The organism is Candidatus Polarisedimenticolia bacterium (assembly GCA_036001465.1).
Classification (GTDB): domain Bacteria; phylum Acidobacteriota; class Polarisedimenticolia; order Gp22-AA2; family Gp22-AA2; genus Gp22-AA3.
The window spans coordinates 115,512-133,162 of record DASYUH010000040.1; the positions used below are offsets into that span (position 1 = coordinate 115,512).

Genomic DNA, 17,651 nt, shown 5'->3' on the forward strand with positions numbered 1-17,651 from the left:
CCACGGAGTGCCCGACACGATCCGCAGCAGCGAGCCCCGCGGCACCCTCTATGTCGTCGGGACACCCATCGGCAATCTTGACGATCTGACGCCGCGCGCCGTCTCCGCCCTCGCCGAGAGCGATCTGGTCGCCTGCGAGGACACCCGGAGGACCCGCGTGATCCTGTCCCGGCACGGTCTCGCGAAACGCACCGTCAGCTGCCACCGGCACAACGAGACCCGCCGCCTGCCGCAACTCCTGCTGGAGCTGCGTCGCGGGTCGAGGGTCGCGCTGGTGACGGACGGCGGGACGCCCGGGCTGTCCGATCCCGGCGCCCTCCTGGTGCGCGCCGCGCGCCTGGAGGGACACCGGGTCGTCCCGGTGCCGGGGGCGTCCGCGCTCACGGCTCTTCTCTCGGTCAGCGGGTTCGATCCGGGGCCCTTCACGTTCATCGGATTCCTGCCGCCGCGCCAGGGGGAGCGCCGCCGCGCCCTGCAGGCGCTGCGCTCCGAGCCGCGCCCGCTGGTCTTCTTCGAGTCGCCGCGGCGCCTGGTTACGATGCTCGCGGACGCCCTCGAGGCCCTGGGGGATCGCGAGGCGGTCCTCGGACGGGAGATGACGAAGGTCCACGAGGAGTTCGTGGCCGGGACCCTGGGGTCGATCCGCGCCAGCTTCGCCGGTCGCCCCCTCAAGGGGGAGATCGCCCTCCTCGTGGCCGGCGCCCCCGCCGATGCCGCGGCGCGGGAGCTGCCGGCGGGCGGCGCGCTTCCCCGGGAGTCGATCGCCGCCCGGGTCCGCCGGCACACCGAGGCCGGACTCGCCCGCAAGGAGGCGATGCGGCGGGTGGCGCGCGAGACCGGCCTGTCGCGCCGCGACGTCTATCGCGACATGCTGCGCGAGCGCGAGGACGAGGAATGAGCCCAAAGGAGAAGGACCCCGCCGCGCGCGTCCTGGCCTCGAACCGGCAGGCCTTCCACCACTATTTCATCGGCGACCGCTTCGAGGCCGGGATCGCGCTTCTCGGCACGGAGGTCAAATCGCTGCGCGACGGGAATGCCAATCTCAAGGATTCCTTCGCCCGCGTCGACGGGCGCGAGGTCTACCTGCACAACTGCCACATCTCCCCCTATTCGCACGGCGGCTACGCCAACCACGATCCCCTGAGGCCGCGCAAGCTCCTGCTGCACCGGGCCGAGATCCTGAAGCTGGCCCAGAAGACGCGCTCCGGTGGCCAGACCCTGGTCCCGCTCCGGCTCTACCTGTCGAAGGGCCGGGTGAAGGTCGAGATCGCCCTGGCCAAGGGGAAGAAGCTCTGGGACAAGCGGGAGGCGATCAAGGAGAAGGACCAGGCGAAGGAGGCGCGCGCCGCCATCCGCGAGAGGCGCCGGGCCTGAGCCCGGCGGGGCCCCGTTCTCCGGTGCGGCGGCGGGACGTCGCCTTCAGCGCAGGAGGCCCTCGATCGGGCTGCTGGCGGCGGCGCGCAGCTTCCTCGGGATGCGCCCGGCCTCGGCGGCCAGGCGCCCCGCCTCCACGGCGAGGCGCATCGCCTTGGCCATCTTGACGGGATCGCCCGCGCCCGCGATGCCGGTGTTCATCAGCACGCCGTCCGCGCCCATCTCCAGGACCACGGCCGCGTCCGAGGCGGTCCCGACCCCCGCGTCCACGATCACCGGAATGTCCCGGATCTCCTCCAGAATGAGCATCAGGTTCAGCACGTTCTGGATCCCGAGCCCGGACCCGATCGGCGACGCCAGAGGCATCACCGCCGCCGCGCCGGCGTCGCGCAGCCGTTTCGCCACGACCAGGTCGTCATTGGTGTAGGGCAGGACCGTGAAGCCCTCCTTGACCAGGACGCGGGTCGCCTGGAGCAGACCTTCGGTGTCGGGGAAGAGGGTCTTCTCGTCGCCGATCACCTCGAGCTTGATCAGATCGGAGAGGCCGGCTTCCCGCGCCAGGCGGGCGGTGCGCACGGCCTCCTCCGCCGAATAGCATCCCGCCGTATTGGGAAGGAGCGTCACCTTGTCGAGGTCGAGGTGGTCGAGGAGCGATTCGCCGCCGCGCCGGGACAGATCGACGCGCCGCACGGCGACGGTGACCATGCCCGCTCCCGACGCCTCGATGGCCAGCCGCATGACCTCGAGGCTGGGGTACTTTCCCGTACCAACGATCAGCCGGGATGCATAGCTCTTTCCGGCGATGGTGAGCCTGTCGGTCTTCATGCGGCCTCTAGCCCCCTCCGACGAACTGGACCACTTCGACCCGGTCGTCCTCGCGCAGGAGCGCCCCGGCGAACTCCCCGCGACGGGTGACCCTGCCGTTGATCTCGACCGCCACCCGCCCCGGGGAAAGGCCGATCGTCTCGAGCAACGCCAGGACCGAGATCCCCCCCGGAGCTTCGCGCCTCTCGCCGTTGAGAACGATGGTCATCGCCTGCTCAGCCGGCCGCCTTGCGCACCGGTTTCTTGATCAGCTGCTTGATCTCCGCGCTCTCCTTGCCCGCGGAGGCCTGGATGATCAGGGCCGCGGTCCCCTCCTCCAGCAGCGGCAGGGCGCAGGTCAGGGAGACGTCCCCCGCGTCGCCGGTCTTCCCCTCGACCAGCGTGCGCGGCTTGTCCACGGTGCTGATGAGCCGGACCTTGACCTTCGCCCCGGCGAGCCCCTTCCCGCTCGTCGCCTGACACACCAGCAGGTCGAGGCGCGCGGTCTCCCCCTCGATGAAGCCGTCCGAGCCGGTCATCTGCAGGGAGATGCCGTCCGCGGCCGCCTGCGACCTGAGATAGTCGATCACCACCTCGTCGAAGCTCTTGCTCGAGATGATCCCCTCGCCGAAGGGACGGTTCTTCTTGCTGTCGTACCGGCCGTCCCGGATATCGAGGATCATGCGGTTGTGCTGGGCCTCGATCCTCTCGGCGATCTCCTTCTCGCTCACGCCCTGCGCGAGCAGATCGGCGTAGGAGGTCCGGCGGGCCGCCAGGATCTCTCCGCCCACGTAGATCAGCGTCTCGATGATCGGGTTGTTCGTGCCCTTGTCCTCGGTCTGGACGTGGTAGGTCTTGCCGTCGTGCCGCACGTCCGTATTGAATCCCGTGACCATGACGGCATCTTAGGGCAAGCGTCAAAAGGGCGTCAAGGACGGACCCGTGGCGGCTTTCACCTGTGCTACAGTCCACCGCATCATGGCCGAGAAGGGTTTCGACGGAACGGCGGTCGTGCTGTGCGAGGGGGCGTTCGCGAGCACCGAAGGAAAGACGGCGCACGGCCTGGTCCGCCACACAGAACGATACCGCGTCCTGGCGGTGATCGACAGCGGCCTGGCCGGGCGCGACGCGGGCGAGGTCCTGGATGGGCGGCCGGCCGGCATCCCGATCGTGGCCGACCTCGACCAGGCGATCCGCGCCCTGGGGCGGGGCCCGGACTACCTGGTCGTCGGTGTCGCCACGCACGGCGGGGTCCTTCCCGGCGCCCTGCGGCCGGCGATCCGCCAGGCCCTGTCGCTCGGGATCCACGTCGATTCGGGTCTGCACGAGCTGCTCGGCGACGATCCCGAGTTTTCCGTCCTGGCGAAGGCCAAGGGCGCGCGCATCCGGGACGTGCGCCGCACGCCGCCGCGCGAGGCGATGCATCCGTTCACCGGCGGCATCCTGGAGGTGGCGTCGGTCCGGTTGGCCGTCCTCGGGACCGATTCGGGGGTCGGCAAGCGGACGACCTCGGTCCGTCTCGTGCAGGGATTGAACGCCGCCGGTTGCCGGGCGGTTCTGGTCGGAACGGGCCAGACCTCCTGGATGCAGGGCGTGCGGTACGGGCTCATCATGGACAGCCTGGTGAACGACTTCGTGTCGGGTGAAATCGAGCACCAGGTGCTGCGGGCGTTTCGCGAGGAGCGCCCCGATGTCATCGTCGTCGAGGGCCAGGGCTGCCTCACCCACCCCGCCTATCCGGGCGGGTTCGAAATCCTGGCGGGCGCGCGCCCCGATGCCGTGGTCCTGCAGCACGCTCCGGCGCGCGCCCACTACGACGGGTTTCCCGATTTCCCGCTCGCGGGCGTGGATCGGGAGATGGAGGTCATCCGGCTCCTGAGCGGCACGCCCGTCCTGGCGATCGCCCTCAACCACGAGGGCCTGCAACCGGAGGAGGCGCGCCGGCATGCGGAGTCGATGCGAGCGCGCCACGGCATCCCCTGCGTCGATCCGCTCCGGGACGGGGTCGGGCCGATCCTTCTGGAGCTCCGCCGCCGGTTCCCCCGACTGCCGGGATGATCCGCATACTCCACGTCGAGGCGATTCCGATCTCCTTCCGCCTGGCCGAGGGGTATCGAATCGCCGGACACACCTACACCACGGCCGACAACATCCTCCTCAAGGTGGACACCTCGGACGGGCGGACCGGGTTCGGCTGCGCCGCCCCGGCCGCCGAGGTCACGGGCGAGACGGCGGCGGCCGCGCTCCTGGCCCTGCAGGATCGGCTCCTGCCGCTCCTGCGGGAATCGGACGCCGCCGATCCGGCGGGGTTCGCCCGGCGCGCCCGCGACGCGGCCCCCGGGGCCCCTGGCGCCCGGGCGGCGGCCGAGATGGCGCTCTACGATCTCGCGGGGCGCCGGGCCCGCGTGCCCCTCATGCGCCTCCTCGGCATGCGGCGCGATCGCCTGCCGACCAGCATCACCCTCGGCATCGACGACGAGGCGGCGACCCTCGACCGGGCCCTGCGATTCAGGGACGCCGGCTTCCGCATCCTGAAAGTCAAGATTGGAGAGGACTGGGAGCAGGACCTGAAGACCCTGCGCTCCCTGCGACGGTCGCTGGGGCCCGCAATCGTTCTGCGCGCCGACGGCAACCAGGGATATCGCGTCGATCAGGCGCGTCGATTCCTCGCGGCGCTCGAGCCCGGCGAGATCGAGCTCCTGGAGCAGCCGACGCCCGCGGACGACCTCGAGGGGATGCGGCGGCTCGCCGACGAGTTCGCGACACCGATCATGGCGGACGAGTCGGTCCAGGACGCCCGGGACGCCGCGCGCCTCGTCGAGGCGCGCGCGGCCGACCTGGTCAACATCAAGCTGATGAAATCGGGGGGCATCGGAGAGGCGATGGAGATTGCGCGCCGCACCGGCGGCGCCGGGCTGGGCGCGATGATCGGTTGCATGGACGAGTCGCGCATCGGCATCGCCGCCGCCCTGCACTTCGCCCTGGCGGCGCCGAACGTCGAGCGCGCCGACCTCGACGGGCATCTCGATCTGGTGGACGACGTGGCCCGGGGCGGAGTCCTCATCGACCACGGGGACATCCTGCCGCTCCACGACGAGGACGGCCTGGGCGTCCGGGTCAACCTTTGAAGGCCGCCGGGCGGCGACCGCGGGACGAGGGCATGCGGATGCCGTACGACTGGATCTTGCGCTGCAGGGTGCGGACCCCGATCCGGAGAGCGCGCGCCGCGTGCGTGCGGTTCCCCTCGTGCCGGGACAGGGTGCGCCGGATCAGCTCGCGTTCCATCTCGCGCAGCGTGGACCCGGCGCGTGTCCGGCCGCCGGGTGACGGGGAGGACGCATTCACGCTCAACCGGTTCGGGAGATCCGATTCGCGCAGGACCTCCCCGGCCCGGGTGATCGCCGTGCTCTCCAGGACGTTCTTGAGCTCGCGCACGTTGCCCGGCCAGGAATAGCGCTGCAGAGCGGCCGTGGCGCGGGCGGTCAGTCGCCGGCGCCTGAGACCGTTTTCGCGGCAGATCTGCTCGAGCAGGACGCGCGCCAGCTCGGGAATGTCCTCCTGCCGATCGCGCAGCGGCGGGACGAAGATGCCGATCACCTTCAAGCGGAAGTAGAGGTCCTCGCGGAACCGCCTCCGGCGGATCAGATCCTCCAGATCGGTGTTGGTCGCCGCGACGACCCGCACGTCGACGCGCACCTCGCGCCCTCCACCCACCCGCATGAAGGCGCGCTCTTCGAGGACCCGCAGGAGCTTCGCCTGGGTCAGCAGGTCCATGTCCCCCACCTCGTCGAGGAGAATGGTCCCACCGTCCGCCAGCTCGAACTTTCCCTTCTGCCGCCCGACCGCCCCCGTGAACGCGCCGCGCTCGTGCCCGAACAGCTCGCTCTCGATCAGATTGACGGGAATGGCGGAGCAGTTGATGGCGATGAACGGCGCCTCGCGCCGGGGGGAGTTGTAATGGATCGCCTTGGCGACGAGCTCCTTGCCGACGCCGCTCTCCCCCATGATGAGAACGGTGCTGCGGGCGCCTGCGACCTGCAGGATCTGGTCGCGCACCCGCTGCATGCCTTCCGAGCGGCTCACCAGGTTGCCGACGAGATACTTGCGGCTCAACTCTTCCTGCAGGTGGACCGCGCGATCGCCGGCATGCTGCCATTCGAGGATGCGGCCCAGGCGCGCCACCACCTCCGACCGGTCGAGCGGCCGCACCAGGTAGTCGTCGGCGCCGTGCTCGAGAGCCCGAATGGCGCGGCGCACCGACTCCTCTCCCGTCAGGACCAATATGGAAGGAACCGATTGTCTCGCACGCAGCCGCGCCAGGATTCCGTCCGCGCCGCTGCCGGAGAGTCCCACGTCGACCAGGGCCATGTCGAACTCCTCGCGGGAGACCGCCTCGAGCGCCGCATCGACCCCGTTGACCGGCCGGACCTCCATGCCGAGCCCGCGCATCAGCGACTCGGTCTCGTGGCGGGTTACCGGGTCGATGAGCAGGATCTGCTTTCCATGAAAGGACACGTCGGGCCCTCCCGCAGGCGCGGAAAGTCTGTCACTTTGACGCATTTAAGTCAACCGGACGGTGCGTCAGAGTGACGGAGTCGGTCCGTGCCGGCAGCCGGATGCTCGTTTCATGGCCCCCGGACAGGCCCGAGTGACTCACGAAAGCCCATTCTGCTCAATCAGTTGTGAAATGGTCCAGCCCCCTGCACGATGTGGCACCGGACTGGATCGTCTGGCAGGAATATTGCTCTATATGTAGTCAACTTCGGGAGGACGCTTGGTGATCAAAAAGGGCTCGGGAGTCGCCAGGAAGAAATCGTCGCAGTCGCAGAACGGGATGATTAATTTCAGCTTCGCAAACGTTTCATACCAGATCGACCCGTCCCGCCGGAAGGTCTATCACCGGTGGATCGAGGTCGAGACTGCCAAGACCTGCCAGATCATGGGAGCGTGGAGCCAGTCCCGTTCGCAGGAGAAGCGGGCGGTCTAGAAGGCACGAGCCCTTCTCTTACCAGTCCGAGAGGGCTGAGATACGTAACAACAACCACGACAGATCCTCAGAATGGAGCCGCTTCTGTACGCATGAAGCGGCTCTCCTCTTTTACGGCGTCCTTCGCGAGAAAACGCCCGGAACGCCTCAATCATCGATGCCGCTGAGGTCGGCCTCGGGGAACGGCGGCCCGGGCCGGGCGAACAGGAACCCCTGCGCATAGCGGACCCCGAGGGACTGCAGGCAACGGAGCTCGTCGCTGGTTTCCACGCCTTCGGCGATCAGTGTGATGCCTGAGCTGGTCGAGAACCGGGAGATCGTACCCGTGAGGTCCTGCTTGATCGGGTGCAGGTGGATGTCGCGAATGAGCGCCATGTCGATCTTGATGAAGTCCGGCTTGATCTCCGCGATCGATTTGAGACCGGAATACCCCGATCCCACGTCGTCCACCGCCAGCCGGAAGCCATGGAACTGAAGGTAGTTCAGAAGCTGGCGCAGCGCCGTGAAGTCGCGCACCGCCGAGTGCTCGGTCATCTCCAGGACCACCTGCGTGGGCTTGAGGCCCATGTCCCTGAGCAGGGCGAAGGTTGTTTCGGAGCGCAGGGCGGGGTCGTGGATGGAATCCGGCTCCAGGTTGAGGAACAGGAGCTCGTCCTCCCTCAGGCCCTGCGCGCCCCGGATCGCGCGCTCCCGGCACAACCGGTCGAGCTTCCAGACGGCATCGTTGTCGTAGGCGGCCTGGAACAGCTGGTCCGGACCCGGGAAGCTGTTGTCGGGGACCCGGATGAGCGCCTCGTAGCCGACCACCCGCTTTTCGAGGACGTCGATGACCGGCTGGTACACGGCGCGGAGCGCCTCCGCCCGCAGCACCGTCCGCAGGCGGATGGTTGCGTCGTGCTGCTCCTTCTTCCTCTGCAGGAGCGAGTCCGTGAAGGCCTGCTCCAGCGCGGAGTAGACCAGCCGCTCGAAGCGCACCGCCGGGTCCTGGGTCAGGACGGTGCAGCCGACATACAGGCCGACGGTCTCCTTCACCTCGGCGGGCAGCTGGTCGCGGACGAAGCGTTCCATCTGGAGGGCCACCCGGCAGCGCACCTTGTCGATGTCGGAATAGGAGATGCTCTGCTCGCCCCGTGGCGGCGACAGGAGGATGACGAACGCGTTGCCGCTGATCATGACTTCGGAGATGTAGTCGTCGCGCCGCAATGCCACCCTCTTGATCTCGACCAGGAAGGAGGCCACGCCGCGCACCAGCGACTCGTAGCCCTGCCACCCGAGGGTCTGCACCCCGCGCTCGTTCTGCAGAACGCTGATCGACAGGAGGCCGAGCTGGTGGGACGCCTTGAGCATGCGCCGGATCCGGCCCAGGAGGAGGGGCACGGTCGGCAGATCGGTCATCTCGTCGTACAGCAGGTCGGTCAGGGCGCCGGCGGTGCTCACGCCGCGCAGCTCTCCCCTGTCCTTCAGATCCTTCATCAGTTTCTTGCGCCGACTCTGCATCGACCGTCCGACTCCCGCCTCAGCCGTTGTTGACGCCGTAGTAGGCGTCTTCGGAGCCGTCCGAGAAGTACTTCGTCTCGGCCCGCATGACCCTGTTGCGCCCGGCCTGCTTCCCCCGGTAGAGGGCGGCGTCCGCCGAGGCGATCAGGTCGGTGCCGTTGCGCCCGTCGTCGGGGAATGTGGCCACGCCGCCGCTCAAGGATACGGTCTTCAGCGGCTGGCTCTCCCGGTTCGGATACGGGTGCGACGCCACCCTGGCGCGGATGCGCTCGGCCGCCACCATGGCCCCCTCCTTGGGCGTCTGCGGCAGGATGACGATGAACTCCTCCCCGCCGTAACGTGCGGGGGTGTCGTCGGGACGCACCATCTCGCGCAGGATCTGGCCGGTCATCTTGAGCACCTCGTCCCCCGCCTGGTGCCCCTGGGTGTCGTTGTAGTGCTTGAAGTGATCGAGATCGAAGATGAACACCGAAACCGGATAGTGGCCCTTCTCCGCCTTGATGATCTCCATCGACAGCTGGTCCATGAAGAACCGCTTGTTGTAGAGCTTGGTGAGCCCGTCGGAGTTCGCCATCTCCTGGACCTGCGAGAACAGCGTGTTGTTGTGCAGGGCGATGCTGCCGAGGTCGGCGATCAGGTTGAGCATCGTCTTTTCGTACTTGTAGTGGCGCGTGATTCCACCCACGCTGATCACGCCGAGAATGCGCCCCTCGTGCACCATGGGCGCGCACAGCTCGGTCTTGAAGCGGAAGTGGCCCGGCACGTCCAGGCTCGCCCCCGATTGCCGCATCTCGCGAATGAAGTCGTTGGTGTCCATGGGGACCTTGTGCTCGGCGACCCAGCCGATCCGACCCTCCCCCATCTTGACCTGGAAGCCGATCTTCACGTCGTCGGCCAGTCCTCGCTGCTGCTGCAGGATGAGCTTGTTGACCCGTTCGTCCAGGATGAACATCAGGACCTGGGTCGGCGCGAACAGGCGCTCGGTGATCTTCACGAGCAGGGGGGCGATGGCGCGCCTCTCCATGCGCGAATTGATCTCCTTGGTGAAATCCGGCAGGAGCAGGAAGAAGTTGGAGAGGGCCGTGTTCTCCGCCTCGAGGCGCGCGACGCTCGACCTCAGGTCACGCAGGGCGGAGAGCTCGCTCTCGTCGCGCACCGGGCGGCGCGCGGGCCGGCCCCGGCGGCCGGCGATTCGACCCATGAGCCAGCCGAGGACGATCCCTCCCGGGACCGCGCAGGCCCATCCCCAGGGCGGCACCGTTCGAAGGATCGCGAGAAGACTGTTGAGGAGATTCATCCGATCCCGATGTCCCGTCGCCTCCCATGGAAGGAGACTGAATGACACAAAGATAGCGGCGCAAACGTAACGTCCGGTGGGGGGTCAATTCAAGGAATCGGCGGAGGATCCCCGGGCCGCCCTGGCTCGGGCCGGAGCACCGCCCGATGTTGTCCCACCGCTCCCGTCAAAATATTGGATAGCGGCTCCATCCTGGGAGGAAGGGCTTCCTTGACAGGCCGGTCCCCCCGCTCTAGAGTGGCCGGCCCGGTTCACGGGAGCCCCCAATGACCGCGAGCCATGCCAACCGCCACTGGATTCGGGCCCTTCCGACCACCGCTCTGCTGGTCGCGTCGTGCCTTCCGGGCCTCCTGCCGTCCTGCCGCCGCGAGGCCCCCGAGAGGACCCGGGCGGTGCACGATGGGCTGGGGCGCACGGTCATGGTGCCCCTCCATCCCCGGCGAATCGTATCGCTCGCGCCCAGCGTGACCGATTCCCTGTTCGCCCTGGGGGCGCAGGGGCGGGTCGTGGGCGTGAGCGATTTTTGCGAGCTGCCCGCCGGGAGCGCCGCGATCGCCCGAGTGGGCGGCCTCCTGAACCCCAGTCTGGAAACGATCCGCAGCCTGGAGCCGGACCTTCTGATCGGCACGACGAGCGGCAACGATCCTTCCCTGAGCGGGCAGGCGGCGGCGCTTGGCCTGCCCCTGTACACGATCGACACCCCCAACGTGGAGCGCGTCCTCGGAGCGCTTCGCGATCTCGCCTCGCTGCTCGGCGAGGAACAGGTCGGGAACGACCGCGTGGGCCGCCTGCAGGCCCGCCTCGACACGGTCCGGGCCAGGGTCTCGAAGCAGCCCCTCCCCCGAATCCTGTTCATCGTCTGGGGAGAGCCGCTGGTCGTGCCCGGACGGTCGGCCTTCCTCACCGATGCGCTCGCTCAATCGGGCGGCGAGTCCATCACCGCGGATGCGCCGGCGGCCTGGCCTTCGTTCGACGTCGAGTCGGCCATCGGGCGCGCCCCCGAGGTGATCCTGACCACGCCCCAGAACCGGGACTTCCTGGAACGAATGAAGCGTGATCCGGCCTGGGCTTCGGTGCCGGCGGTCAGGAGCGGCCGGCTGCTGGTCGTCAGCGAGGCGATCGAACGCCCCGGCCCGAGGGTGGTCGCGGGCATCGAAGAGGTCGCCAGGGCGCTGCACCCGGCGGCCTTTCCGGAAGCGGGACCCTGAAATAATGAGGAAGCCGTGCGGGCCACCGGCCCGCACGGCAGGGGGAAATCGGAGAGTGGCACCCGTCTGCCCTCCCCAATGCAAGATTCTCCCATGGGGGCCCGTCGACGACCATGCCGGGGCGATTCTTCCGGTGCATTCGTGCAGCGGGGCTTCCTGCCTGTCCGAGTTTTCGGCCGGCTTGCAACATGGTAGGATGCCCGCCGTCCCGGATCGGGAGGTCGCGTCATCGGATTTCTCAAGGGCCGGATTGAAGACTACAGCTCACCCCTCGTGGGGGTGCCGGCACGACTGTACGCCGGCTATTTCATGCTGCGGTTCGGCCTCGAGAAGCTGGAGGGGGACTTCGGCGGCGCCCCCCTTCGCGAAACCCTGGTCAAGTGGGCCGGCGGGGAGGCGTACGACTTCTACGTCCCGTTTCTGCAGAAGGTCGTGATCCCCCACGCGGAGATTTTCGCCCACCTCGTGGTCTTCGGAGAGGTGGCCGTCGGCGCGGCCCTTCTGCTGGGGTGTGCCACGCGGCTGGCGGCAATCGGGGGCCTCTTCCTCTGCCTGAATTACCTCCTGGCGGGCGGGACGCCTCTCCTGAGCACCGATCGCCCCGTCGTGTTCGCCCTTCTCCTGGTCACGGCCTACCTGACTGCCGCGGGGCGCTCTCTGGGGCTCGATGTCCTCCTGAAGCGGAAGCTGCCCCGTTGGGCCGCCTGAAGGCCGATTGCCCGCATGCTCCATAACGTTCCGGTGGCGCGCATCCTCGGGTTCCTTTATGTCGCGAGCGTGATCCTGCTCGGGTGGATCACCTACGACGGCTTCCGGACGTCCGCGGGCACCCTCGGGCCGGGGGCACACATCCGGTTCGCGCTCTTCGGGATCGTCATCGTGCTGTTCACCCATACGATGACCCTGTTCTACTTCGTCGGAACGGGCAGCCGCATCAAGAAGGTGGTCCATCAGTACGTCCTGCCGGTCTCGCTGACGGAACGCACCGTGAGGTTCAAGGCCCGCCTTTTCCCCTGGCTGACCTTCACTCCGCTCGTGACCATGGCGGCCTTCATCCTCGGAGGCGGGGCGCACACCCACGCGCTGCCCGGCTGGGTGCACGGGTCGCTCGCGCTTCTCGCGCTCGGGATGAACCTGATCACGGCCGCCCTGGCCGTCCAGTGCATCTCGGACAACGTCGTTCTCATCGACGAGATCGACGCGCTCCTGCCGGACACTGCGGGGGAATGAGGGGGGCGTGAATCAGGCGCCGCCCAGCACCAGGGTCAGGGCGATGCCGGCCTCGAGGTGGTCCTGCTGCGTGCGGGACGAGGAATCGTAGCGCACCTGACGGATATCGAACCGCAATCCGGCCTTCTCGCTGCCGAAGAACCGGATGCCGGCGCCGTAATTGAACATCAGCGAGTTCTCGTCGCCGACCAGCCCGTCGAGGATCGGCTGCAGGTCCGGATCGGCCGTTTGTCCGAAGATGCTCGTGTTGACGATCCCGATGCCTCCCGTCACGAAGCCGACCACCTTGCCGCGATGGTGCATGAAGAAGTTGTAGACGTAATTCGCATGACCGACGATGAGGTCGATGCTGACGTTTTCGCTCTTGGTGACGTCGCTCGTCACGGTGTCGGGGGGCGGGTCGGTCGTATCGAACACCGTCTTGTGGGCCTGGAACACGCCGTCGGTGGCCGTTCCGCTGAAGCCGAATTCGATCATCTGGCTCTTCGTCCAGTGATATCCGAAGCGGAATCCATAGGACAGGCTGTCGTCGATGTCCGACGTGACCACCGTGACCTCGCGCCGGGGCGGGATGGCCAGCGGCGCGAGCACGACCGTGGTGCCGTCACCGAGGTGCGGCGAGCCGAACTGGATCCAGCCCAGCTCGGGCGTCACCTCCCACGCCTTGTCCCGGTTCTGCGCCCAGGCATGGCCCGAGAGCACGGCCGCCATGAACGCCAGCAGAAATCCCCTGAAGACGATCGTCCTTCTCATCGCTCCCTCGCGCAGTCGGCCGTCCGATGTGTCGGAATGACGGCATACCTTTGCAGAACCCCGTGCCTCTGTCAAGATCAAAGTGGCCGCAGCGGATCCCCCCGCGGGGCCCGCGCAGCGGCCCTCCCGGGGGGCTCGCGGAGGGCTGCACCCGGGAGTTTTCCGAGCGAGCCGGCCCGTCCCGCGCGCGGGGAATCCGCTAGAATGGCTTCACGATGCCCCGCGACCCCGTGGAGTTGAAATCGATCTGGAAGGTCCGTGACGGCAGGGCCACCGAGCTCTCCGACTGGATGGTGGTCGAGGAACCCCTCGAGATCAGGGTCCGGGGAGAGGCTCTGGCCGTGATCATGCGCACCCCGGGTCACGACATCGAGCTGGCGGCCGGATTCTCCCTGACCGAGGGGGTCGTCCCCTCCTTCGACGCCATCGAGTCCATCCGGCAGTGCCAAAGCGGCGAGGCCGGGGAGGCGAACGTGGTCGACGTGACCCTCGCGCCCGGCGCCGGGTTCGACCCCGGGAGGATGCGCCGGAACCTGATGGCGAGCGCCGCGTGCGGCCTGTGCGGCAAGGCCTCCCTGGAGGCCCTCGCGACCCGGGCGCGTCCGGTCGAGTCCGGGCTGACGGTCAGGCGGGAGGTGCTCGCGTCGCTCCCCGGCACCCTGCTGGAGGCGCAGGAAAGCTTCGGGCGCACCGGGGCGCTCCATGCGGCGGCCCTCTTCGATCCGGGCGGGCGGCTGCGTGTCTGCCGCGAGGACGTGGGACGCCACAACGCAGTCGACAAGGTGGTGGGACGGATGGCTCTCGACGGCCTGGGGACCGGCGACTCCATCCTCCTCGTCTCGGGCCGCACCTCCTTCGAGATCCTGCAGAAGGCCGCCGTCGCCGGCATCCCCATCGTATGCGCCATCTCCGGCCCGACGACCCTTGCCGTCGACACCGCCCGCGCCTTCCGCATCACGCTGGTCAATTTCCTGCGCGACTCCGACATGAACATCGCCTCCTGCCCCGAGCGCGTGGCCGGCATCTGAGGGCGGAAGCCATCGTGTAGAATGGGCGTCGGACGAGTGCATCGGACGGGGCGACGGTGGGCGGGATGGGCGACGTGTCTTACTTCCAGAAGGGGTTCGGGCTCCGTGAGGAGATCAAGCCCGAGCTCCGCGCCGATTATCACAGCGCCATCGTCGAGCGCTTGAAGGCCTCCGGGCTCCGGCTCGAGGCGGGGCCGTTGACGTTCCTGCTCGCCCGCGAGTTCGGGTTCTGTTACGGGGTCGATCGGGCGGTCGAGTATGCGTACGAAACCCGCAGGAAGTTCCCCGGCCACACCATCTACCTGACCGGCGAAATCATCCACAACCCGCACGTGAACGCGCGGCTGAAGGAGATGGGAATCCTCTTCCTGCGTGAGGCCGACGGGCTGGGCCCCGGCCTCGAGGCGGTGCGGCCAGGAGACGTGGTCATCCTGCCCGCCTTCGGGGTCACCATGCAGGAGCTGGAGAGCCTGCGCCAGGCCGGCTGCATCCTGGTCGACACCACGTGCGGTTCGGTCCTCAACGTCTGGAAGAACGTCGATCGGTTCTCCGCCACCGGCTTCACCGCCCTCATCCATGGCAAGTACGCGCATGAGGAGACCCGGGCGACGGCGTCGCGCACCACGCAGTATCCGGGCGGGAGGTACCTGGTCGTGCGCGATCGCGCCGAAGCGCAATGGGTGTGCGACTACATCCGTCGAGGCGGAGACTGTGCGGCGTTCCTGCAGAAATTCGCCGCCGCATGCTCGGCCAACTTCGACCCCGACGCGCATCTGGGCCGGATCGGGCTGGCCAATCAGACCACGATGCTGTCGTCGGAATCGCTCGAGATCCAGGACATGATTCGCGCCGCCCTGGCCGACCGTCACGGTGCGGACGCGCTGGACGACCGCTTCCGCGCCTTCGACACCATCTGCAGCGCCACGCAGGATCGGCAGGACGCCGTCCTGGAGCTCATCGACAGGAAACCGGACCTGATGGTGGTCATCGGGGGCTACAACAGCAGCAACACCAGCCACCTCGCGGCGCTGTCCTCGCGCCACGTTCCGACCTTCCACATCGAGGAAGCCGCCTGCATCGAGAGCGCCGAGGTCATACGCCACAAGCCCTTCGGGAGCGGCGGCGAGGCGATCGCGCGCGACTGGCTGCCGGGCCGGCCGACGACCGTCGGGCTCACCGCCGGCGCCTCGACGCCCAACAACAAGATCGGTGAAGTGGTGGCGCGCATCGCCTCCGTGCGCGGCGTCGCACCGTTCTAGTCACGCATTCCGGTTCAGTGAACGTCCGAGCCGGACGGAGCGTGCCGGCCCGCCTCGATCAGGGCGATCTCCCTCCAGCGCTCCTCCAGAAGTCTCACCAGGGCGCGGCAGCGCTCCACCACGTCGTCCATGCCCAGGAGCTGCATCTTGGTGCCGGTCTCCATGATCAGGCTCTGGCAGAGCGTGTTGACCGCCGCGACGAACGGGACGCCGCTGTCCGCGGCGAAGGGCCGCGCCGCGCCCCCCGAGATCTCCTGGAGGAGTCCGGAGCAGAAGGCCAGCAGCCGCTTCTTCTCCTCCGCGACGAGGGGCCCATCCTCCTCGTTCCGGTCCTGAAGCACCCGCACCGCGGCGATCCGATAGGGGCTCTCCTGGACGAAGGAGCGGATCTCCACCCGGGCCAGCCCGCGCAGCCGGATGTTGAATCGGCCGCCCGGGAGGAGAACCTCCTCCTCGATGACTCCGGCGCAGGCCAGAGGGAAGACCTCGGGACTGCCGTCGTAACCGCTCTCCCACCCGGGCTGGAGGAGGGCCATGGCGATCATCCGGTCGCCGCGCAGCGCGTCCTCCACCATCAGGCGGTAGCGCGGCTCGAAGATGTGCAGCGGCAGGGCGGCGTGCGGAAAGAAGACGAGATCGGGGAGGGGGAAGACCGGAACGGTCCCCCGCGATATCAGGCTCTCGAGAGCGCTCGTGTGCGCATCCATCAATCGACCCCTCCGAGCCCAGTCTACCCCGCCGGCCGCCCGGACCGGCGCATTGTTTCCGCCGCGCGCCTTATGATACTTTGCCTCCTCGGGCGAGAGGAGCCGATGGGACAGTACCGGCGCCATGTGTTCGTATGCACTCACGGGGAGTACTGCCCCTTCGACGGATCGGCGGAGATCCACCGCGTCCTCAAGGAGGCGGTCGCTGCGCGCGGCCTCAAGACGGAGATCCGGGTGAACAAGGCGGGGTGCTTCAACCAGTGCGGGAACGGTCCGATGGTGGTGATCTATCCGGACGACGTCTGGTACGGGCAGGTCACTCCCGAGAAGGCGCAGCGGATCGTCGACGAGCACCTGGCGGGCGGGCGGGTGGCCACGGATCTCGTCTATGCCGCCCCGCCCGGGCCGCACAAGAATCCCGCGCGTATGGCGGAAATCCAGAAGGCGCGCGCCGAGGCGGCGCCCCCCGTTGCAGGTCCGGAGGAGCCCCGATGAAGAAGCGCCACTCACCATGGAGCTCCCGCAGCGCCGCCGCCGGCGCCGTCGCCGGTACGGCCCTGGCGGTCGGCGTCTGGCTCCTCCCCGTGTCCCGGGGCGCCACACTGCGCGCCCTTGCCGGAGTGGCGGTCGCGCTCCTGGCCTACACGTCCGGAGTCCTTCGCGCATCCAGGCGACAGGAATCCGAGGACGCCCGGACCCTGCTCGAATTGCGCGAGGAGCTCCGCCTGAGCCAGGACCACATCATGGCCGGAGAGACGTACCGATCGCTGGGGGCCTATGTCGAAATCGCCTCCCACCAGATGAAGGAGCCGCTGCAGGCGGTGGTGGGAGCGGCCGCGGCGATCGCTTCGCGCCCCGACCTGTCCTCCGACCTCCGCAAGCAGGTCGACGCCCTGAAGGCGGGCGCGGACGGCCTGGCCGGGACGCTCCGCCACCTCGCTGGCTACACTCTGGCACGACCCGGCCGCGCGCCGTTCAGCGTCAACGTCCTGTTCCGGGAGGCCATCCTCCTGTGCCGGCGCCGGGCGGGCGAGAAGAACATCGTGTTCGAAGAGCGCTACGGGGACATCCCGCCGGTGATGGGCCCGGCAGCGCGCATCCACCAGGCGATCCTCAACATCATCGTCAATGCCGTCGAGGCCATGCCGTTCGGCGGCGGGACGATCGTCATCACGACCACCCACGAAGGCGAGCACGTGACGGCCAGGGTGAGCGATTCAGGGATTGGCATCAGGCCGGAGCACCAGGGGCGCATCTTCGAGCCGTTCTTCACGACCAAGCCCGAGAAAAAGAGCGCCGGCCTCGGCCTCTGGGCCGCCCGGCAGATGCTCGACATCATCGGCGCCGACATCTCGGTCGTGAGCGCCCCTTTCAAGGGGACCGAGGTGACCCTGGTCTTCAGGCAGGCTGCGCCCATCCGAGCCGGCCGTGAAGGGACCGTCCATCCCCCGGAGATACCGCGCAACACCGCGGACGATCGCGAGATTGCCTGAGGCGCTCCCCGGCC

Annotated in this window: 20 protein-coding genes; 12 read left to right on the top strand and 8 right to left on the bottom strand. The window is 68.4% G+C overall.

Annotation, left to right across the window (positions count from 1 at the left end; genetic code table 11):
• Nucleotides 1–7: 7 nt before the first annotated feature.
• Nucleotides 8–898, top strand: a complete 891-nt coding sequence (gene rsmI / locus VGV60_08310) for a 16S rRNA (cytidine(1402)-2'-O)-methyltransferase (GenBank protein ID HEV8701259.1) — start codon at nt 8–10, stop codon at nt 896–898.
• Nucleotides 895–1,374 carry an SsrA-binding protein SmpB gene (gene smpB, locus VGV60_08315; protein HEV8701260.1) on the top strand — a complete coding sequence of 160 codons (480 nt, stop codon included), beginning with the start codon at nt 895–897 and terminating at the stop codon, nt 1,372–1,374. The genes rsmI and smpB overlap by 4 nt, the downstream gene beginning before the upstream one ends.
• A 45-nt stretch (nt 1,375–1,419) precedes the next feature.
• Here the strand turns inward: smpB and VGV60_08320 are convergent, their stop codons facing one another.
• From VGV60_08320 to VGV60_08330, 3 genes are read right to left on the bottom strand one after another with little or no spacing between them, the layout of a single operon-like run.
• Nucleotides 1,420–2,199 carry a thiazole synthase gene (locus VGV60_08320; protein ID HEV8701261.1) on the bottom strand — a complete coding sequence of 260 codons (780 nt, stop codon included), beginning with the start codon at nt 2,197–2,199 and terminating at the stop codon, nt 1,420–1,422.
• Nucleotides 2,200–2,206: 7 nt separating this feature from the next.
• Complete coding sequence (gene thiS / locus VGV60_08325) at nt 2,207–2,407, bottom strand: sulfur carrier protein ThiS (GenBank protein ID HEV8701262.1); 201 nt, start codon at nt 2,405–2,407, stop codon at nt 2,207–2,209.
• A gap of 7 nt (nt 2,408–2,414) precedes the next feature.
• The gene (locus tag VGV60_08330; protein HEV8701263.1) at nt 2,415–3,074 is read right to left on the bottom strand and encodes a hypothetical protein; all 660 of its coding nucleotides are present in this window, start codon (nt 3,072–3,074) and stop codon (nt 2,415–2,417) included.
• Nucleotides 3,075–3,120: 46 nt separating this feature from the next.
• Here VGV60_08330 and VGV60_08335 point away from each other — a divergent pair, with 46 nt between their 5' ends.
• Complete coding sequence (locus VGV60_08335; protein HEV8701264.1) at nt 3,121–4,236, top strand: DUF1611 domain-containing protein; 1,116 nt, start codon at nt 3,121–3,123, stop codon at nt 4,234–4,236.
• Nucleotides 4,233–5,306: a dipeptide epimerase gene (locus VGV60_08340; GenBank protein HEV8701265.1), complete on the top strand. Its 1,074-nt coding sequence runs from the start codon at nt 4,233–4,235 to the stop codon at nt 5,304–5,306. Before VGV60_08335 ends, VGV60_08340 begins: the two co-directional genes overlap by 4 nt.
• Here the strand turns inward: VGV60_08340 and VGV60_08345 are convergent.
• Complete coding sequence (locus tag VGV60_08345; GenBank protein HEV8701266.1) at nt 5,296–6,693, bottom strand: sigma-54 dependent transcriptional regulator; 1,398 nt, start codon at nt 6,691–6,693, stop codon at nt 5,296–5,298. The genes VGV60_08340 and VGV60_08345 overlap by 11 nt on opposite strands.
• 259 nt (nt 6,694–6,952) lie before the next feature.
• Between VGV60_08345 and VGV60_08350 the strand changes: the two genes are divergently transcribed.
• A complete protein-coding gene (locus VGV60_08350; GenBank protein ID HEV8701267.1) occupies nt 6,953–7,165 on the top strand; it encodes a hypothetical protein in 213 nt (70 codons plus the stop codon).
• A gap of 147 nt (nt 7,166–7,312) precedes the next feature.
• On the opposite strand, the gene VGV60_08355 is transcribed toward VGV60_08350, so the two are convergent.
• Nucleotides 7,313–8,662 carry an EAL domain-containing protein gene (locus VGV60_08355; protein ID HEV8701268.1) on the bottom strand — a complete coding sequence of 450 codons (1,350 nt, stop codon included), beginning with the start codon at nt 8,660–8,662 and terminating at the stop codon, nt 7,313–7,315.
• Nucleotides 8,663–8,681: 19 nt separating this feature from the next.
• Nucleotides 8,682–9,959 (bottom strand): sensor domain-containing diguanylate cyclase, encoded by a 1,278-nt coding sequence (locus VGV60_08360; GenBank protein HEV8701269.1) that lies wholly within the window; start codon nt 9,957–9,959, stop codon nt 8,682–8,684.
• Between the two features lie 266 nt (nt 9,960–10,225).
• Between VGV60_08360 and VGV60_08365 the strand changes: the two genes are divergently transcribed.
• The 3 genes from VGV60_08365 to VGV60_08375 all read left to right on the top strand — a co-directional run bounded on the left by VGV60_08365 (nt 10,226) and on the right by VGV60_08375 (nt 12,397).
• Nucleotides 10,226–11,167, top strand: coding sequence for a helical backbone metal receptor (locus tag VGV60_08365; protein HEV8701270.1), 942 nt, complete (start codon nt 10,226–10,228; stop codon nt 11,165–11,167).
• Between the two features lie 279 nt (nt 11,168–11,446).
• A complete protein-coding gene (locus VGV60_08370) occupies nt 11,447–11,875 on the top strand; it encodes a DoxX family membrane protein (GenBank protein ID HEV8701271.1) in 429 nt (142 codons plus the stop codon).
• Between the two features lie 15 nt (nt 11,876–11,890).
• Entirely contained in the window at nt 11,891–12,397 is a 507-nt protein-coding gene (locus VGV60_08375) for a hypothetical protein (protein ID HEV8701272.1), read from the top strand.
• Nucleotides 12,398–12,409: 12 nt separating this feature from the next.
• On the opposite strand, the gene VGV60_08380 is transcribed toward VGV60_08375, so the two are convergent.
• Nucleotides 12,410–13,150: an outer membrane beta-barrel protein gene (locus VGV60_08380; GenBank protein ID HEV8701273.1), complete on the bottom strand. Its 741-nt coding sequence runs from the start codon at nt 13,148–13,150 to the stop codon at nt 12,410–12,412.
• Nucleotides 13,151–13,365: 215 nt separating this feature from the next.
• On the opposite strand from VGV60_08380, the gene fdhD reads away from it, so the two are divergent.
• On the top strand, nt 13,366–14,178 hold the full coding sequence (gene fdhD / locus VGV60_08385) for a formate dehydrogenase accessory sulfurtransferase FdhD (GenBank protein HEV8701274.1): 813 nt from the start codon (nt 13,366–13,368) through the stop codon (nt 14,176–14,178).
• 74 nt (nt 14,179–14,252) lie between these two features.
• Complete coding sequence (locus tag VGV60_08390) at nt 14,253–15,437, top strand: 4-hydroxy-3-methylbut-2-enyl diphosphate reductase (GenBank protein HEV8701275.1); 1,185 nt, start codon at nt 14,253–14,255, stop codon at nt 15,435–15,437.
• A gap of 14 nt (nt 15,438–15,451) precedes the next feature.
• On the opposite strand, the gene VGV60_08395 is transcribed toward VGV60_08390, so the two are convergent.
• Nucleotides 15,452–16,144 carry an LON peptidase substrate-binding domain-containing protein gene (locus tag VGV60_08395; protein HEV8701276.1) on the bottom strand — a complete coding sequence of 231 codons (693 nt, stop codon included), beginning with the start codon at nt 16,142–16,144 and terminating at the stop codon, nt 15,452–15,454.
• A gap of 105 nt (nt 16,145–16,249) precedes the next feature.
• Between VGV60_08395 and VGV60_08400 the strand changes: the two genes are divergently transcribed.
• The gene (locus VGV60_08400; protein ID HEV8701277.1) at nt 16,250–16,639 is read left to right on the top strand and encodes an NAD(P)H-dependent oxidoreductase subunit E; all 390 of its coding nucleotides are present in this window, start codon (nt 16,250–16,252) and stop codon (nt 16,637–16,639) included.
• Nucleotides 16,636–17,637: a HAMP domain-containing sensor histidine kinase gene (locus VGV60_08405; GenBank protein HEV8701278.1), complete on the top strand. Its 1,002-nt coding sequence runs from the start codon at nt 16,636–16,638 to the stop codon at nt 17,635–17,637. Before VGV60_08400 ends, VGV60_08405 begins: the two co-directional genes overlap by 4 nt.
• Nucleotides 17,638–17,651: the final 14 nt, after the last annotated feature.

Excerpts from the sequence above, each read along its gene's own strand:
- VGV60_08365 (HEV8701270.1), top strand. The coding sequence starts at position 10,226 with ATGACCGCGAGCCATGCCAACCGCCACTGGATTCGGGCCCTTCCGACC.
- VGV60_08330 (HEV8701263.1), bottom strand. The coding sequence starts at position 3,074 with ATGGTCACGGGATTCAATACGGACGTGCGGCACGACGGCAAGACCTAC.
- VGV60_08405 (HEV8701278.1), top strand. The coding sequence starts at position 16,636 with ATGAAGAAGCGCCACTCACCATGGAGCTCCCGCAGCGCCGCCGCCGGC.
- fdhD (HEV8701274.1), top strand. The coding sequence starts at position 13,366 with ATGCCCCGCGACCCCGTGGAGTTGAAATCGATCTGGAAGGTCCGTGAC.
- VGV60_08340 (HEV8701265.1), top strand. The coding sequence starts at position 4,233 with ATGATCCGCATACTCCACGTCGAGGCGATTCCGATCTCCTTCCGCCTG.
- smpB (HEV8701260.1), top strand. The coding sequence starts at position 895 with ATGAGCCCAAAGGAGAAGGACCCCGCCGCGCGCGTCCTGGCCTCGAAC.
- thiS (HEV8701262.1), bottom strand. The coding sequence starts at position 2,407 with ATGACCATCGTTCTCAACGGCGAGAGGCGCGAAGCTCCGGGGGGGATC.
- VGV60_08355 (HEV8701268.1), bottom strand. The coding sequence starts at position 8,662 with ATGCAGAGTCGGCGCAAGAAACTGATGAAGGATCTGAAGGACAGGGGA.
- VGV60_08395 (HEV8701276.1), bottom strand. The coding sequence starts at position 16,144 with ATGGATGCGCACACGAGCGCTCTCGAGAGCCTGATATCGCGGGGGACC.
- VGV60_08380 (HEV8701273.1), bottom strand. The coding sequence starts at position 13,150 with ATGAGAAGGACGATCGTCTTCAGGGGATTTCTGCTGGCGTTCATGGCG.
- VGV60_08320 (HEV8701261.1), bottom strand. The coding sequence starts at position 2,199 with ATGAAGACCGACAGGCTCACCATCGCCGGAAAGAGCTATGCATCCCGG.
- VGV60_08375 (HEV8701272.1), top strand. The coding sequence starts at position 11,891 with ATGCTCCATAACGTTCCGGTGGCGCGCATCCTCGGGTTCCTTTATGTC.
- VGV60_08400 (HEV8701277.1), top strand. The coding sequence starts at position 16,250 with ATGGGACAGTACCGGCGCCATGTGTTCGTATGCACTCACGGGGAGTAC.
- VGV60_08360 (HEV8701269.1), bottom strand. The coding sequence starts at position 9,959 with ATGAATCTCCTCAACAGTCTTCTCGCGATCCTTCGAACGGTGCCGCCC.